The sequence below is a fragment of the Spirosoma sp. genome, assembly GCF_026391055.1.
Classification (GTDB): domain Bacteria; phylum Bacteroidota; class Bacteroidia; order Cytophagales; family Spirosomataceae; genus Spirosoma.
This window is the reverse complement of record NZ_JAPLET010000019.1, coordinates 164,391-180,920: the sequence shown is the minus strand read 5'-3', so window position 1 is coordinate 180,920 and position 16,530 is coordinate 164,391. Positions and strand designations below refer to the sequence as shown.

At 53.2% G+C, this 16,530-nt stretch carries 11 protein-coding genes; 8 read left to right on the top strand and 3 right to left on the bottom strand.

The features are described 5' to 3' along the window. Positions 1-11: 11 nt before the first annotated feature. Positions 12-1,187, bottom strand: a complete 1,176-nt coding sequence (locus NT073_RS11475; protein WP_297373123.1) for an esterase — start codon at positions 1,185-1,187, stop codon at positions 12-14. Positions 1,188-1,510: 323 nt separating this feature from the next. Between NT073_RS11475 and NT073_RS11470 the strand changes: the two genes are divergently transcribed. Beyond that, a complete protein-coding gene (locus NT073_RS11470; protein WP_297373121.1) occupies positions 1,511-3,145 on the top strand; it encodes a glycoside hydrolase family 28 protein in 1,635 nt (544 codons plus the stop codon). A gap of 13 nt (positions 3,146-3,158) precedes the next feature. Here the strand turns inward: NT073_RS11470 and NT073_RS11465 are convergent, their stop codons facing one another. After that, positions 3,159-4,202, bottom strand: a complete 1,044-nt coding sequence (locus NT073_RS11465) for an N-acetylmuramoyl-L-alanine amidase (protein WP_297373119.1) — start codon at positions 4,200-4,202, stop codon at positions 3,159-3,161. Positions 4,203-4,586: 384 nt separating this feature from the next. Between NT073_RS11465 and NT073_RS11460 the strand changes: the two genes are divergently transcribed. The 3 genes from NT073_RS11460 to NT073_RS11450 are packed head-to-tail and all read left to right on the top strand — an operon-like array spanning position 4,587 to position 10,396. Then, positions 4,587-6,002: a sulfatase gene (locus tag NT073_RS11460; RefSeq protein ID WP_297373117.1), complete on the top strand. Its 1,416-nt coding sequence runs from the start codon at positions 4,587-4,589 to the stop codon at positions 6,000-6,002. 21 nt (positions 6,003-6,023) lie between these two features. After that, positions 6,024-7,493: a sulfatase gene (locus NT073_RS11455; RefSeq protein WP_297373115.1), complete on the top strand. Its 1,470-nt coding sequence runs from the start codon at positions 6,024-6,026 to the stop codon at positions 7,491-7,493. 47 nt (positions 7,494-7,540) lie between these two features. Beyond that, complete coding sequence (locus tag NT073_RS11450; RefSeq protein WP_297373113.1) at positions 7,541-10,396, top strand: alpha-L-rhamnosidase; 2,856 nt, start codon at positions 7,541-7,543, stop codon at positions 10,394-10,396. A gap of 23 nt (positions 10,397-10,419) precedes the next feature. Here the strand turns inward: NT073_RS11450 and NT073_RS11445 are convergent, their stop codons facing one another. Then, entirely contained in the window at positions 10,420-11,424 is a 1,005-nt protein-coding gene (locus tag NT073_RS11445; RefSeq protein ID WP_297373111.1) for a LacI family DNA-binding transcriptional regulator, read from the bottom strand. Between the two features lie 294 nt (positions 11,425-11,718). On the opposite strand from NT073_RS11445, the gene NT073_RS11440 reads away from it, so the two are divergent. The 4 genes from NT073_RS11440 (at position 11,719) to NT073_RS11425 (ending at position 16,500) form a co-directional block, all read left to right on the top strand. Continuing rightward, the gene (locus NT073_RS11440) at positions 11,719-13,287 is read left to right on the top strand and encodes a tagaturonate reductase (protein ID WP_297373108.1); all 1,569 of its coding nucleotides are present in this window, start codon (positions 11,719-11,721) and stop codon (positions 13,285-13,287) included. A 192-nt stretch (positions 13,288-13,479) separates the two neighbouring features. Next, a complete protein-coding gene (locus tag NT073_RS11435; protein ID WP_297373106.1) occupies positions 13,480-14,508 on the top strand; it encodes a sugar kinase in 1,029 nt (342 codons plus the stop codon). 7 nt (positions 14,509-14,515) lie between these two features. Then, positions 14,516-15,184 (top strand): bifunctional 4-hydroxy-2-oxoglutarate aldolase/2-dehydro-3-deoxy-phosphogluconate aldolase, encoded by a 669-nt coding sequence (locus tag NT073_RS11430; protein WP_297373105.1) that lies wholly within the window; start codon positions 14,516-14,518, stop codon positions 15,182-15,184. Next, complete coding sequence (locus tag NT073_RS11425) at positions 15,181-16,500, top strand: MFS transporter (protein WP_297373102.1); 1,320 nt, start codon at positions 15,181-15,183, stop codon at positions 16,498-16,500. The genes NT073_RS11430 and NT073_RS11425 overlap by 4 nt, the downstream gene beginning before the upstream one ends. Positions 16,501-16,530 lie beyond the last annotated feature (30 nt).

Sequence of the window (16,530 nt, the reverse complement as noted above, 5' to 3'; positions counted from 1 at the left end):
TATCATTGTCATTACCGCCAAAGGTTGGGCAATAGTTTGTAATACAGCAGATGCCGCCAGGTGCCCCAGTCATGAGCCCCTTCGCCACCGACGTAATAATCATGTTTAATCGTATGCTTTTGCAGCGCTTCATGCAGGGCTACGGCCCGTTTACCGATGGTTTCTACCTCACCGGTTCCCTGCCCTACCAATAAGTAATCAACCTTCCGGTTCGCGGCCGGGTCGTTGAGAAAAGCCGCACTAACTTTTTCAGTTTCCAGATCGCCCGCACTCAGGACACCGAAGGCGCTGAACAGATCAAGATTTTTCAACCCAACCAGTTGCGTATGCCGCCCTCCCATAGACAGACCCGCCAGGGCACGTCCTTTGCGGTCGGCGCGGGTGCTGTAGGACTTGTCGATCAGCGGGATGACCTGCTTTTTCAATTCCTCTTCCAATAGTGGGAACGTCTTCTCGGTATGCGCCGGATCGTTGCGATGAACCACCTGATTGTTGGGCATGGCAATGAGCATTGGCACCATTTTACCTTCGGCGATCAAATTATCGGCAATGAAATTGGCACGACCATCGAGCGCCCATCCGGAGGCCAGTTCGCCACTACCACCCATCAGGTACAGCACCGGGTACTTCTTTTTAGGCGTATAACCGGGGGGCGTATAGACGTACATTTCCCGCTCGCCATTGAGCACGTCCGAATGGTAAATGTGTCGTGTAACCGCTCCGTGCGGAACAGGCTTCGCATCGTAATAAGCGGGGCCATCGCCCTGAACGACCAGATTACTATAGCCGGGCTGGTCGTTGAAGCCCGTCAGCGTATTGTTCGGATCGACAACCTGCACGCCGTCGATAATAAATTTGTATACGTACATATCGGGCTTGAGCGGCCCAACCGTCAACGACCACAGACCGTCGTCGCTCTTTTGAAAGGGAATGGGATCTTTTGCCTTCAGGGCCAGCAGCATAGGACCACCGGTCAGCAGAACGGCTCTGGCATCGGGAGCTTTGAGCCGGAAGGTAACGGTGTGGTCGTCACGAACTTCGGGAGAGATGACGCTGGCACCGAAAGGCAGCAAGTTCTGGGTATTTTTTTGAGGGTTCCAGTCAAGATTAACATGTGCCTGCTGGGCTTGTACCCAATTGTTCCCGACCAGTAGTAGCGCAATAAGCTGGCTGTATATCCGCTTCATAAACATCATTTTTCTCTTTGTGTCAAAAGTACATAAAGTTCCTGTTCCAGATCGTTGCCTGTAAAAGTTTCTGTGAATTTTTCAGGACTATTTAGCACGATTAATTGGAGCCTGATAAAGCAAAGACGGTGTGTTCTTCCATTCAAGCCAAGCTAAAACCAGAGTTTGGCATCGTTCCCGGCAACGATTGCACAAAAAAAAGGGGGATATCGCTTGAATGGATGCCGGATTTAAGGTCACTTTAGAGAGAAATTCCAACTGGATACCCGATTCGGAACCGTGGACTAGAATCTGTTCCGGCTCTTTTGTAGTAGAAGACCCTTATGAAAACAGCAACAGGATTCACTATTCTATGCCTTGCCGCCATCGCTCAAGTTGTGTCGGCCAGCCCACCTGACCTACCCAAAGCAGTAACGCCCAGCTTTAAAAAGGATACGATTACGATCAGCAAATTGGACGCGGTCGCCGATGGTCTGACACTGAACACGGTCGCCATCAACAAGGCGATTGACCAATGTAATAAAGCTGGCGGGGGTGTCGTGCTGATTCCGCGTGGCCTTTGGCTGACGGGTCCCATTACGCTGAAAAGTAACGTAAACCTTCACTTAGCCAAAGGAGCGTTGCTTCAGTTCACAAACCGCCGGGATGTGTATCCGCTGGTGAGCACAACCTGGGAGGGTGAAGAGGCTGTTCGGAATCAGGCTCCTGTTTCGGGCGTTGGCCTGGAGAATATTGCCATTACGGGCGAAGGTATACTTGACGGCGCCGGAGAAGCCTGGCGGATGGTCAAGAAAAGCAAACTCACCGCCGACCAGTGGAAAAAACTGGTCGCTTCCGGTGGCGTACTGAACGAAAAACAGGATACCTGGTACCCAACAGCGCAATCGCTGAAAGGGGCCAGCGAACCCATCAAAGCGGGGCAATCGATGGCTTATTACGAAGGCATCAAGGATTTTCTTCGGCCAAATATGGTGAGCCTTACCCGCTGTAAGCGCATTCTGCTGGAGGGAGTTACGTTTCAGAACTCGCCCGCCTGGTGCCTGCATCCGCTTCTCTGTGAAGACATTACCCTTCGCCGGGTTACGGTCAAAAATCCGTGGTATGCCCAAAACGGCGACGGGCTAGACCTGGAATCCTGCCGGAACGGGCTTGTCGACGACTGTACGTTCGATGTGGGCGACGATGGTATCTGCATTAAATCGGGGCGCGATGAGCAGGGTCGCAAACGGGGCGTTCCCACCGAAAACATCATCGTTCGGAATAGCCGGGTGTATCATGCGCATGGCGGCTTTGTGATCGGCAGCGAAATGTCGGGCGGGGTAAAAAACCTGTATGTGTCGAACTGTACGTTCATGGGCACCGATGTTGGCCTGCGTTTCAAGACAGCGCGGGGCCGGGGTGGTGTGGTCGAGAACATCTTCGTGGATGGGATCGACATGACCGATATTGCCGGGGAGGCTATTCTGTTCGACATGTATTATGCCGCCAAAGACCCGGTGCCACAACAGGGCGAAAGCAATGAACTACCCGTCATCCAACCGCAGCCCCTTTCTGAGGCTACGCCCCAGTTCCGGTCGTTTCAGATTCGGAACGTGACCTGTAAAGGTGCCGAAACAGCTATTCTGATCCGGGGTTTGCCCGAGATGGCGGTGAAGGATATTCTGATCGAGAATGCGGTACTGCAAAGCCACAAAGGGCTGGTTTGTATCGAAGCCGAGAATATCCGGCTGAAAAATGTGTCGCTGCTCACCAGCAATAAAACCGTTATGCAGGTACAGAATAGCCGCGACATTACGCTAGATACCTTTCACTTTACCGATAAAGCTGACTTGCTGATGCACATAGCCGGGGAGCGTTCCGGCGGTATCCGGCTCCTGAACACCGACACCTCGCACGCGAAGAAAACGGTAGAAACTGATGCATCCGCCCCGGCTAATGTTTTGACCATGAAGAAGTAAAGACTAAAATCAGCTACCTCGTCCTATAGTCTGTCAGTATGCCCTGGCACATCCAGTTGGCCAGGGCCTGCCGGTTTTGCGGGATGAGGAACCGGCGCTGGTCCAGCGAATTCTGGATGTTGCCCAGTTCAATAAAGACCGTAGGCGGGTGGCTATTCTTCACCACGTATAAGCTTCCCCGGCTGCTCACCCGGCCCATGTAGGGACGGGCGGGGCGATGGCGCCGGTAGTTGGCCAGAAACGTTTTATGAATGTGCCGCGCCAGTCGCAACCCGACTTTACTCTGCGGGTGATGGTAGAAAAAAACATCGGTCGTTTCTCCTTTGCTACGGCTATCGACGTGAATGGTGATAAACCGCTGGTACTGCCCTTTGTGGCGGGCGTATTCACCATTGACGGCCGTCGTTGTCTGCCGTAGCCGACTGGTTTGATTTAGGGGTATGGTCTGGTTTGGGTACGCCACTTCATCGTAATCGATGGGCAGCACCGCCTGATCCCGAATACCATCATTCCGGTCCTGCACGATCATGTACACCGTTGCGCCATGCTGGATAAGCAGCCGGGCAAGCCGTAGCGTCACATCATACGCATATTCATCTTCGGGTAAAAGCTGCTTACCATACCGGCCAATGGCTCCCGGATCGGGGCCACCGTGCCCGGAAGCCAGGTAATACACCGTTCCGCTAAGTTGACCGTCTAGGGTCGGGATGGTTGCGTACCGGCTCCCCATAATAGCGAGTCGTTGACTTAAGGGCAAGGCTACTTTTTTAACAACGGGTTTCCTTTTTTTGGCCGGAACAATCGTACGATTTCGTTTAGTAGCAGACAGAGACTGGCGAGTCTTCTTCGACTTGGATCGGGCCTGAACGGGCTTACGCGCACTGGTTTTTCGACCTCTGGTCTTTTGCCGGAGCGCCTTAGCGACCTTCTTCTTTTTTTGACCCGATTGATGGCTGTGCCTGATACCTGATTTAAAGTAAAACGGGTTGCCAACGGCTTCCGGAGAGGTAGTTCCTGAGAATGTCAGGCAAATGATAAGTAGGGCTAACAGATGCAATAGACTGAATTAACAATTGAAAATCGGGACAACTGTATCACGATAAGGCTATTATTCGGACGGAAGCAGCTAATCAATGTCACAATTACCTGGCTTTACGCTCGTCTTCCCGAGAACGATAGCCTTACGTTAACAAGTACGTAAAGTTCTAATTGGTTACCCGTTTTAGGTCTTCAGGCGGAGGAATATTACTTACAGGCACATTAAATCTTAAAGAGGTTCATAAATTCCTAAAAAAATTTCAATTTGACAGTGATAAGGCAGCCTTGTTTGTCGATAAGCTGCTATGCACTGTGCTCTCACTAAAACAGCGCACTTGAGGTCCGCTAAGCTTTGACATTTTCAAATGAACAACTTTATTTCTAACCCTTTCCTAAAAAATTCTTGAAACGGCTCCTGCTCTCCGTTGTCGGTCTGGCCGTGGTGCTCGGTCTTCGGCAGCCGATTGATCCGGCATCGCGCCCGCCCACAGCTCCCAATATCATTTTCCTGCTGGCCGACGACCAGCGGTGGGATGCGCTGGGCGTTGCCGGAAACAAAACAATCCAGACACCTAACCTCGACCGGCTGGCGCGGGAGGGGTTCTATTTCAGGCGCTCGTACGTGACTACGCCCATCTGCTGCATCAGCCGGGCCAGTATCCTGAGCGGGCAGTACGCCCGTAGGCACGGGATTGTGGATTTTGTGACACCCTTTACAGATTCTGCCCTGGCGCAGACCTACCCGGTGCTACTCCGCAAAGCCGGGTATAGAACAGGGTTCATTGGCAAGTATGGCGTGGGAAATGTGATGCCCGTCAATGAATACGATTACTGGCGCGGCTTCGACGGGCAGGGCAACTATGCGGCAAAGGATGCGCAAGGAAAGCCAATTCACCTGACGGACTTGATGGGCCAGCAAATGGACGAGTTCATTCAGGGAAATCCGGCCGGAAAACCGTTTTGCCTGTCGGTGAGCTTTAAAGCGCCCCACGCGCAGGATGCGGCCAACCCCGAATTCCCCTACGCCGAGCGGTTCACCGACCTCTACCGCGACCAGATCCTGAAACGCCCCGCTGCTGCCGACGACAACTACTACCGGCAGTTTCCGGACTGGTTTCGGCACAACGACCAGAACGAATCCCGCATTCGCTGGAGCCGCCGATTCGCTACCGATTCGATGTTTCAGCAGACGACCAAATCGTATAACCGACTGATTACGGGCATTGATGACGTGGTGGGCCATCTCCGCCGAGCCTTGCAGGAGCGCGGACTCGCCGACAATACCATCATCGTGTACACCAGCGACAACGGGTTTTACGAAGGCGAATATGGCTTTGCCGATAAATGGTACGGCCACGAGTTGTCGATCCGGGTGCCGCTCATCATTTATGATCCCCGCCGACCGGACCGGAAAGGCCGTACCACCGACAAGTATACGCTCAATATTGATTTCGCTCCCACCCTGCTCACGATGGCGGGTGTGCACGTTCCAAGCCGGATGCAGGGCCGCAGCCTTACGCAACTTATGGACAATCGCGATGGCGCATCGCTTAAAACACCCTGGCGAACGGAATTCTTTTTCGAGCATATGTTTAATACCCCAGCCGTATTCATCCCACAATCCGAAGGGGTGCTGAGTGCCGACCGAAAGTACGTCCACTATTTCAACCTTCGCGAACCGGCGGATAGCTACGAAGAAGTGTACAACCTGAAAACCGACCCGCTGGAACTCCGTAATCTGGCGGTTGAGCCCATGGGAAAAGCGGTAAAGAAGTCACTGCTGCCCATTTTTGACCAACTCAAAGAAGCCGCTCGATAGCCCTCCAACCGATAATCAGCTATGAAGTATATATCCCTTTGTGTAGCCGGTGCGCTGCTAACCGGTCTGATCGCCGGGAAACCATCGCCCACACCTACCCAGCCAACGCCCAGTCAGGCCGGTATCCGTAAACCTAATATCGTGATTGTCATGGCCGACCAGTGGCGGGCGCAGGACCTCGGCTACGCGGGTAATCGGGAGGTGATCACGCCGAATCTGGATAAACTGGCCCAGGAATCGGTCAACGCCCGCCTGTGCGTGGCCGAAGTGCCGGTCTGCTCACCAAGCCGGGCCAGCCTGTTAACGGGGCAGCATGCCACCACCCACGGGGTATTTTATAACGACCGCCCGCTGCGCAACGAAGCTGTGACGCTGGCCGAAGTATGCCAGAAAAACGGCTACAAAACCGGATTCATTGGTAAATGGCACATCAACGGGGGACTGGCTAAAGATTTCGCAGCCGGTCGTCTGGCACCGATTCCGGCCGATCGGCGGCAGGGCTTCGAGTACTGGCGGGGGCTGGAATGCACCCACGATTACAACAATTCGCCTTACTACAACGAGGTGAACAAGCGGTTTGTCTGGCAGCAGTACGATGCCATCAGCCAGACGGATTCGGCCATTTCGTTCATGACTCAGTCGCGCAAAGAGCCGTTTCTATTGGTGCTCGCCTGGGGGCCACCGCACGACCCGTACCAGACGGCCCCGAAAGAATACCGCCAGCGGTACGCCGACAAATCCCTGTCCCTGCGACCCAATGTACCCGCCAAAGACACGATGGAAGCCAACCGGGCTCTGAAAGGATATTACGCGCATATCAACGCCCTCGACGACTGCATTGGTCGGTTACAGGCCGCGCTGAAAGGGGCTAAACTGGATGAAAACACCATTTTCGTGTTCACTTCCGACCACGGCGATATGCTGTACTCGCACGATCAGATCAACAAACAGAAACCCTGGGACGAGTCCATTCGGATACCGTTCTTGCTCAAGTATCCCGCTGAACTGAGTCGGAAAGGGCGCACGCTGGATGTACCCATCACACTTACCGATGTGATGCCTACGGTGCTTTCGCTGAGTGGCCAGTCCATTCCGGCCAGTGTACAGGGGAAGAACGTTGCCAGCCTGATACGCCAGCCCCGTACTCCCCGGCTGGACGATGCCGCCCTGATTGCCTGTATCGTACCGTTTCACCAATGGAATTATGGGCGCGGTGGCCGCGAATATCGGGGAATTCGTACGGCGCGATTTACCTACGTGCGCGACCTGAAAGGCCCGTGGCTGCTGTACGATAACCAGCAGGATCCCTATCAGCTCACGAATCTGGCCAATAAGCCTAAACTGGCCGGGACTCAGAAACAACTTGAGGGTATTCTAGCGAAAAAACTCCGGGCCGCCAACGATAACTTCCAGACCGGAAACGTGTACATGGATAAATGGAATTACCCCTGGGCTTACATTGACTCGCTGGGCAATCCGTATTATAAGTAGGTCACCGCCTGTCTGTTACTTATAGTGTCCATATACCCATTCACTCTATGAAATTCGCCCGGCTTAATGCGCTGACCGTCTGGCTAATGACGTGCTTCATAACGATTCTATTCACGACATCGGAGGCAATTTCCGCTAACCTAACACCAGTTCATTTACGAACTGAGTACAAACAAAACCCGGTCGTCGACGTCGATAAACCCCGCTTAAGCTGGGAGTTAACGGCTACCGGACGCGGTCAGCTTCAAACGGCTTATCAGATACTGGTAGCATCGTCGACCGCTTTATTGAATGCCGAAAAAGCTGATTTATGGAATTCCGCCAAGGTAACGGGTAATACTACCAATCAGATTGAATACGCCGGTAAAACCCTCCCCTCCCGAACCATCTGTTACTGGAAAGTTCGTAGCTGGGACAAAAGCGGTCAACCTGGTCCTTGGAGCGCCGTTGCAACCTGGGAAATGGGCCTGCTCACCAAAGCCGACTGGTCAGCCAATTGGATTGGGAACGACCTGACCACTTTGGGAAAGGGTAAAACGTATCACCTGCCCCCGGCTCCTTTTTTTAGAAAAGAAATTCAACTGACGGCCCCGGTCAAAAAAGCCCGATTGTACGTAACATCGCTGGGACTGTACGAATGTCAGATCAACGGAAAACGGATCGGGACCGACTACTTTACACCCGGCTGGACCGACTACAACAAGCGGGTTTACTACCAGACCTACGATGTAACGGCCAATATAAAAACCGGCAAAAACGCGCTGGGGGCCATCATTGCCGATGGTTGGTATGCGGGCTATCTCGGCTATGCCCTACTCGTTGGAAACCCGGTTGTGAAGAACTTCTACGGTGACGTCCCCCTGCTGAAAGCTCAGTTGGAAGTCGAATACACCAACGGCAAAACTGAAACGATTGCCACCGACCAAAGCTGGAAGACCAGCCACGGCCCTATCCTCGAAGCGGATATTTTGAACGGCGAGACCTACAACGCCAATCTGGCCTTCGACAACTGGAGCAAACCGGGCTTCAACGATACCAACTGGAAGAGCAGTACCGTTTTCCCGGATAAGGCTGACCGGCAGATTGAGGCTTATCCGGGAAATCCTGTTCGCGCTTTTCAGGAGTTGAAAGCCAAAACGGTTACGCCAAAATCGGGCGGGCATTACCTGTTCGACCTGGGGCAAAACTTTGCGGGTGTAGTGCGGCTCTGTGTAAAGGGCAACAAAGGCGATACCCTTCGTCTACGCTTCGGCGAAGTGCTCTTTCCCAACGGCGACATCATGACCGAAAACCTGCGCAAAGCCCGCGCTACGGATACGTATATTCTCAAGGGTGATCCGAAGGGCGAAACCTGGACGCCCAAGTTCACCTACCACGGCTTTCAATATGTAGATGTAGCTGGTTTTAGATCAGCCCCCGGACTGGACGCTATTACCGGAATCGTATTAACTTCCGCCACCCCCGAAACGGGCACGTTTGAAACCGACAATAAACTGATTAACAAGCTATACCAGAACATCGTCTGGACACAGCGTTCCAACTATGTTGATGTACCGACCGATTGTCCCCAGCGGGATGAGCGGCTGGGCTGGACCGGCGATGCCCAGGCATACGTTCAATCGGCGACGTTCAACAACGACATTTCGGCTTTTTTCACCAAATGGCTGGTCGACCTCAACGACGCCCAGCGACCTGACAACGCCTATCCGATCTACGCCCCAGCGCCCAACGTCCGCAAAACGGACACCTACTCGCCCGGCTGGTCGGAGGCCGGTATCATCTGCCCCTACACGATCTACAAAACCTACGGCGACACCCGCGTTATCCAGAAATTCTGGCCGAATATGGTGGCGTACCTGAAGTTTATGGAAGCTAAAAGCCAGGGCACCTACGTCTACAAGGAAGGCTCTTTCGCCGAAGTTTCTCCCAAAGGCGGGTTCGGCGACTGGCTTTCGGTCGGCAAGAAAACGCCCCCTGATATGCTGGCAACCCTATATTTTGGTTATGCAGCGTCCATGATGGCCGATATGGCAAAGGCCATTGGGAAGCCCGACGAAGCTACGTATTACACCACTATGTTTACGAAAATCAAACAGGCTTTTATGGCTCATTATGCCGACAGCAACGGCCGTTTTAAAACAAACAGTGCCGCTTATGGCAATGGCGAAGGCTATGTCGACGGCGAAATGGGGTTCGAAGGCCACACGCAAACCGCCTACGCCAATGCCATTTACATGAACATGATCGCCCCGAATTTAACCCCCAAAGCGGGCAACTGGCTGGTCGACCTGATCAAAGCGAACGACAACAAGCTCTCGACTGGATTTCTGGGAGTGAAGCCCCTCTTGCCGTCGCTGTCCATGACGGGGCACACCAACCAAGCGTACAAACTTTTGCTAAGCACCGAGTATCCATCCTGGGGTTTCGAGGTGGTGAACGGAGCCAATACCATCTGGGAGCGCTGGAATAGCTACATTAAAGGAAAAGGGTTCGAAAACAATGCCGGTATGAACTCCTTCAACCATTACGCCTTTGGATCGGTGAACGAGTGGCTGTTTGGCAATGCGGCCGGGATAAAAGCAGAAGAAGCGGGTTATCGAACGTTCATCATCAGGCCCGAACTGGCACCGGAGGGGATCAATGCCGTCAATGCCAGCTATCAATCCATCAACGGAACGATTGTATCATCCTGGAAAAAAGAAGGTAATCGCGTTCGTCTGAATGTCGTCGTTCCGGTGAATACCATCGCTACCGTGTTCATCCCAACTACTAAGCCAGAGAGCGTTTTGGAGAGCAATAAAGCTCTGACAGCCAGCCCTGACATCCGGGTGATTGGTACCAGAGACGGATTTCTACAAGTGACCGTTGGTTCCGGAACGTACCAGTTCAGCGCCGTAATATAGCAGACAGCCTGTCTGGTCCTTTTTCATTTCGAGGATGTCCGAATATTTAGCCGGGTCGGGATTTTGATTGGGTTAGGCTGCGGATCACGCTGTTTGCCTTCAATCAGATTGATTAACTGTTCGGCGGCAATCTGGCCAATATCAAGAGCCGGTTGCTCAACAGTCGTTAAGGGCGGAGCCAGCAAATCAGCAACCGTACTGTTCGTGAACCCAATCAGCGACACATCGCCGGGAATGGCAATATTTCTGTTTTTCAACGCAGCCAGACAGCCTAAAGACAGCCGGTCGCCAGCCGCAAAAAACGCATCCGGAGCGTACGTCAGTAGTTCGTCGACCAGCGGCTCTACTTCATCCTGCCCAAACCAGCCGTACCGTACCAGGTTCTCATCGTAGTCTATTCCATACTGCTCCAGAGCCGCCCGATAACCGGCCAGCCGTTCCTGCGTTACCGAAATATGGGAGGGCATGGTCAGATGGGCAATCCGTCGGCGACCGCTTTGCAGTAAATGCTCGGTAGCCGCAAAAGCACCGGCAAAATTATCGGCCGACACACTAGGGCTGGTCAGTTGAGCCGAAACCCGGTCAAAGAGAACAATAGGCAGTTTTTTATCCTGTAACTCCCGCAGGTAAGTTACGTCGAGTGTACCGCTCGACAACGAAATAAGCAGGCCGTCGGCTTTGCGGGCCACTGCCTGCTGTACCGTTAGCATCTCCCGTTCATACGACTCGTGACTCTGGAAAATAATAACGTGGTATCCCCGATTGTAGGCAATGGCCTCTATGCCGTTGATCACCTGTGAGAAAAAGTTATTGGCAATCTGCGGAACGATAACCGCAATAACCCGGCTTCGGTTTTCCTTTAAACTCAGCGCAATTGGGTTAGGCCGGTAGTTGAGCCGCTCTGCATATTCAGTAACCAGCCGTTTGGTTTCAGGATTAATTTCGTAGCTATCCCGCAACGCCCTCGAAACGGTTGAGGTCGAGAGATTTAACGCACGGGCAATATCTTTTATCGTAATCGTATCCAAGTTGGCGTATTAGTAAAATACAAAAATTTATTGGCACCCAGACAGCCTGCTTCAATAAGGCCTTTCAGCCCGTTTGCTACCCATAGGCCGATTACTCAAATGCATTCATAAACGTGGTAACGTTCCCGATAACGTTTGCGTGAATAAATATGGCGTAATTCTTCTATTTAATAAATAGCCTCCTTACTCTTAAGCTGTCTATCAGGAGACACACTCCGGTTTCATCGCAGCCTATTCCTAGAAAAAGATAATTTTCGATCTTCTTTGGTCATCCATTAACCCGTCCGCTAATTTATGAGCACCTTATCGATAACGACGCTCGCTACGCATGCTTCCCCAACCGCCATCAGCCTGCCGCCCGCCCATGTTCAGCAACTGCCCGAGCGGGTTTTGCAGTTCGGAACGGGCGTTCTGTTGCGTGGCCTGCCCGATTACCTGATCGACCGAGCCAATCGGCAGGGTATTTTCAATGGCCGTATCGTCGTTGTCAAATCAACTGATGGGGGCGATATGACCGCGTTTGCCCGACAGGATAACTTGTATACGCTCTGCATCCGGGGAATCGAAAACGGGCAGACGGCCGAAGAAAATGTAATCTGCTCGGCCATCAGCCGTGTGTTGTCGGCGAAACAGCAATGGGATGAAATTTTACACCTTGCTGCCAGCCCGGATCTGCAAATTGTGATTTCGAACACCACAGAAGTAGGTATTCAATTAACTCAGGACAGCATTCACCAGTCGCCCCCGGACTCATTTCCCGGTAAGTTACTGGCCGTACTATACGCCCGTTACAAAGTCTTTTCCGGCGACCTTAATAAAGGATTAGTTATAGTTCCAACGGAACTCATTCCCGATAATGGGACGACGCTGGCATCTATTTTACGCGAACTGGCGCACCAGAACGACTTACAGCCTGACTTCATCCACTGGCTCGAAACAGCCAATACCTGCTGCAACTCACTGGTCGACCGGATCGTACCCGGACACCCCGACGCAGCAACCCGGAAGGCGCTCACCGAAGAGCTTGGGTACGAGGATGACCTGCTGATCATTTCGGAGGTATACCGATTATGGGCCATTGATGTGCCCGCCGGTTCTGACGAAGAGCATATCAAAAATACGTTGTCCTTTCACCAGGCCGACAACTCCGTGTTTATTCAGCCCGACATCGACCTCTTCCGGGAGTTGAAGTTGCGGCTGCTCAATGGCACTCACACGCTGAGTTGCGGGCTGGCCTTTCTGGGCGGCTTTACTACGGTTCGCGAGGGGATGGAGGATGAGCTATTGTCGGCTTTCGTTAGCCGGGTCATGCTAACCGACCTCATTCCAGGTATTCCCTACCCGATTGACGAGGCCGTAGCCCGGCGTTTCGGTATGCAGGTTCTCGACCGCTTCCGCAACCCCTTTATCGAACATCGCTGGTTGGGGATCACCATGCAGTATTCGGCCAAAATGAAGATGCGGATTATTCCGGTTCTGCTCAATCATTACGAACAGGCCGACGTAACAACCCAACCTGCCACTCCGCAGTACATAGCGTTGGGCTTTGCGGCTTACCTGCTGTTTATGCGGGGCGTAACCCAAAAGGAGAACGTCTGGCAGGGCGAACGGGCGGGCGAAGTATACCCGATCAACGATAGCCAGGCGGGTTACTTCGCTGGTTTATGGGCCGGGTTATCGCCCGCAGCGCTCGTTGATACAACCCTGAAAAACACCGGCCTCTGGGGTACTGATCTGAGCCGTTTACCCGGTTTCGCCGAGGCTGTCGTACAGAACCTGCTTCAACTGGTCGAACAGGGTGCTTCGGCTACGCTGACAGCCCGGATCAACGCGTACGGAACGGTCATAAACGAGTTAATCTAAACCTCAATTGCGGGCTACAACAAACTGCCGCACTATCCTTTCCGATCTAAAAACACACGGCCTGATTACACAGTGGCAGTTTTTAAATAAATCTTTGGGTAAAGAACGGCTCACAAATGCTCTTTCTTCTATGAACTTAGTAGAGCCGGTTCTCAGAAAGCGTAAGGGCTCGCGCAGGATACTTTTTATTCTATGACCAAAATCTGTTGCTTCGGCGAATTATTACTACGATTTTCCCCCATTGCCAACGGCGAATGGATTCGGCAAACGTCGATGCCCGTCTTTGTGGGTGGTGCCGAACTCAATGTAGCTACGGCCCTGGCAAAGTGGGACGTTCCGGTTAAATACAGTACGATTCTCCCACATAATACCCTCGCCGATGACATTATACATTACATCGAGGCTAATGGTATCGACTCGTCGGGCATTGTACGGTCCGGTCAGCGGGTGGGCACCTACTACCTGCCGCAGGGCACCGACCTCAAAAACGCGGGCGTTATCTACGACCGGGCTCATTCGGCCTTTTCGGAACTGGCTCCGGACAAGGTAGACTGGGACGCTGTTTTACAGGATACCGAGTGGCTGCACGTCAGCGCAATAAGTCCGGCGTTGAGCGCCAACGTGGCCGAAGCCTGTCGGGAACTGATGGCGGTAGCATCGGCGAAAGGCATTACCGTTTCGATAGACCTGAATCATCGGGCGCGGCTTTGGCAGTACGGTGCCCCCCCAGAAGACATTATGCCCGGCCTTATGGACTATTGCGATGTCGTGATGGGTAACATCTGGGCGGCTAACGCCCTGCTGGGGATTCCCGTCGATGAGCATATTCATGTTAAAGGGCACACAGCCGACTATCTGGCCCATTCTCAGGCCACAGCGGAAGCTATTCAGGAGCGGTTCTCCCGCGTTAAGGTCGTGGCCAATACCTTCCGGTTCGACACGCCCCCAACGGGTCTTCGGTATTATACAACGATATTTACCGAAGGCAGGCAATATGTATCGCCCGAGTTGCTGACCGATTCTGTCGTTGACCGGGTAGGCAGTGGCGACTGCTTCATGGCGGGTTTGATCTATGGTTTGTACAAAACACACCCACCGCAGGAGGTGGTCAATTTTGCCGCTGCGGCTGCTTTCGGCAAATTGCAGGAACTGGGCGATGCCACTAACCAAACCATTGCCGATATCACAAATCGCTATTCTCCAATAACAACTTTATCCTAATACCCTTATGTCCGCTTTCACTTCCGAAAAAATCCTCGACCTAGTCAGTAATCACCCGATTGTACCGGTTTTTTACCATCCCGACAGTGCCCATGCCCAGTCTATCGTTCAGGCTTGCTATGATGGTGGTCTTCGGGTATTTGAGTTCACTAACCGGGGTGAGATGGCCTTGCCTGTTTTTACTGATCTGGTGAAATACGTACGCGCCAACTGCCCCGACATGGCTATGGGCATTGGCACCATCCTTACCCCTACCGATACTGAATTATTCCTGGATGCCGGTGCCGACTTTGTGGTGCAACCCGTAACCACGGCCGCCGTAGGCGATGTGTGCCGCGAACGGGGTGTATCCTGGGTTCCGGCGGGTTCGACGCTGAATGAACTGTATCAGGCGACGGTGCTTGGTGCCGATCTGGTAAAAGTGTTTCCCGGCAACGTGGTGGGTCCGGGGTTTATCAAAGCCATCAAGGGCCCCATGCCAGGTCTTAAGCTCATGGTAACGGGCGGTGTTGAACCCACCACAGATAGCCTGACAGCCTGGTTTCAGGCGGGCGTGACGGCCGTGGGTATCGGCTCGCAATTATTTTCGGGTCAGAATTTAACCCCCGAAGCCCTGAAGGAACGGGTAGCCTCCCTGGTTCAGCATGTTTCATCCTTTACGCCTAAATCCGCATGAACAAACCGCTGGGAAATTATCGCTGGACAATCGTCGCCCTTCTTTTCTTCGCGACGACCATCAACTACCTCGACCGGCAGGTAGTAGGCTTGCTGAAGCCCACGCTGGAAAAAGAGTTCAACTGGTCGGAGCTGGACTACAGCCGGATCGTGCAGGTTTTTTCGGCGGCTTACGCCATTGGTCTGCTCGTTTTTGGCCGGTTCATCGACCGGATCGGCACAAAAACGGGCTATTCTATCGCTATCATCTTCTGGAGTATTGCGGCTATGGCCCACGCCCTGGCAACGAGTACGATGGGATTTATCTTCGCCCGAATCGGGCTTGGCCTGGGCGAGGCTGGTAACTTCCCGGCAGCCATCAAGACGGTAGCGGAGTGGTTCCCCAAGAAAGAACGAGCGCTGGCAACGGGCATTTTCAACTCCGGCGCCAATATCGGTGCGGTAGTCGCCCCTATCTTGGTTCCCTGGATACTAGGCATCTACGGCTGGCAGATGGCCTTTATCGTAACCGGAGCCGTTGGCTTTATCTGGCTGGTTTTCTGGTACGTTAGCTACGAAATCCCCGCTAAACAGGCTAAACTGAGCAAAGAAGAATTCGACTACATTCACAGCGACAACGAAACCACCCCCGACGACATTGCCGACCACGGCAAGCCCGTTTCCTGGAGTAAGCTGCTGAGTGTTCGCCAGACCTGGGCGTTCGTCTTCGGAAAAATGCTCACCGACCCGATCTGGTGGTTTTTCCTCTTCTGGCTACAGGATTATTTCTCCACCACCTTCCACCTCGACACCAAAAAGCCAAACCTGTATCTGGCCGTACTCTACACGCTGGTCAGCATCGGCAGTATTGGCGGAGGGTACCTGTCATCGGCGCTGATTGGCCGGGGCTGGAGTGTCTGGAAAGCCCGCAAAACGTCCATGTTCATTTTTGCACTGCTGGTTATTCCCGTTATCGCCGTCCGTTTCGGGCCGGGCATCTGGACAACCGTTGCCCTGATTGGCCTGGCCGGTGCAGCTCACCAGGCCTGGAGTGCAAATATTTTCACCACGGCGTCGGATATGTTCCCGAAACGGGCGGTTAGCTCCATTGTGGGCATTGGCAGTATGGCGGGATCGGTCGGCGGCATCATCTTCCCCGAAATTGTTGGCCGTATCTTGGACAGCTATAAACAGGCGGGGGATGTACAGAGCGGCTACGGCATCATCTTTCTGATGTGCGGTTCGGCCTACATGCTCGCCTGGCTGGTCATGCACCTGCTGGCTCCGAAGATGCAACCCGTTCAACTGGGATTGACCGAGACCGAACCGGTAGCGTAACGGACCACCTCCAACCTAAGTATCGGCCCG

Bases quoted from the DNA above. Each gene is read 5' to 3' on its own strand.
- NT073_RS11475 (WP_297373123.1), bottom strand. From the start codon at position 1,187: ATGAAGCGGATATACAGCCAGCTTATTGCGCTACTACTGGTCGGGAAC.
- NT073_RS11470 (WP_297373121.1), top strand. From the start codon at position 1,511: ATGAAAACAGCAACAGGATTCACTATTCTATGCCTTGCCGCCATCGCT.
- NT073_RS11455 (WP_297373115.1), top strand. From the start codon at position 6,024: ATGAAGTATATATCCCTTTGTGTAGCCGGTGCGCTGCTAACCGGTCTG.
- NT073_RS11450 (WP_297373113.1), top strand. From the start codon at position 7,541: ATGAAATTCGCCCGGCTTAATGCGCTGACCGTCTGGCTAATGACGTGC.
- NT073_RS11440 (WP_297373108.1), top strand. From the start codon at position 11,719: ATGAGCACCTTATCGATAACGACGCTCGCTACGCATGCTTCCCCAACC.
- NT073_RS11435 (WP_297373106.1), top strand. From the start codon at position 13,480: ATGACCAAAATCTGTTGCTTCGGCGAATTATTACTACGATTTTCCCCC.
- NT073_RS11430 (WP_297373105.1), top strand. From the start codon at position 14,516: ATGTCCGCTTTCACTTCCGAAAAAATCCTCGACCTAGTCAGTAATCAC.
- NT073_RS11425 (WP_297373102.1), top strand. From the start codon at position 15,181: ATGAACAAACCGCTGGGAAATTATCGCTGGACAATCGTCGCCCTTCTT.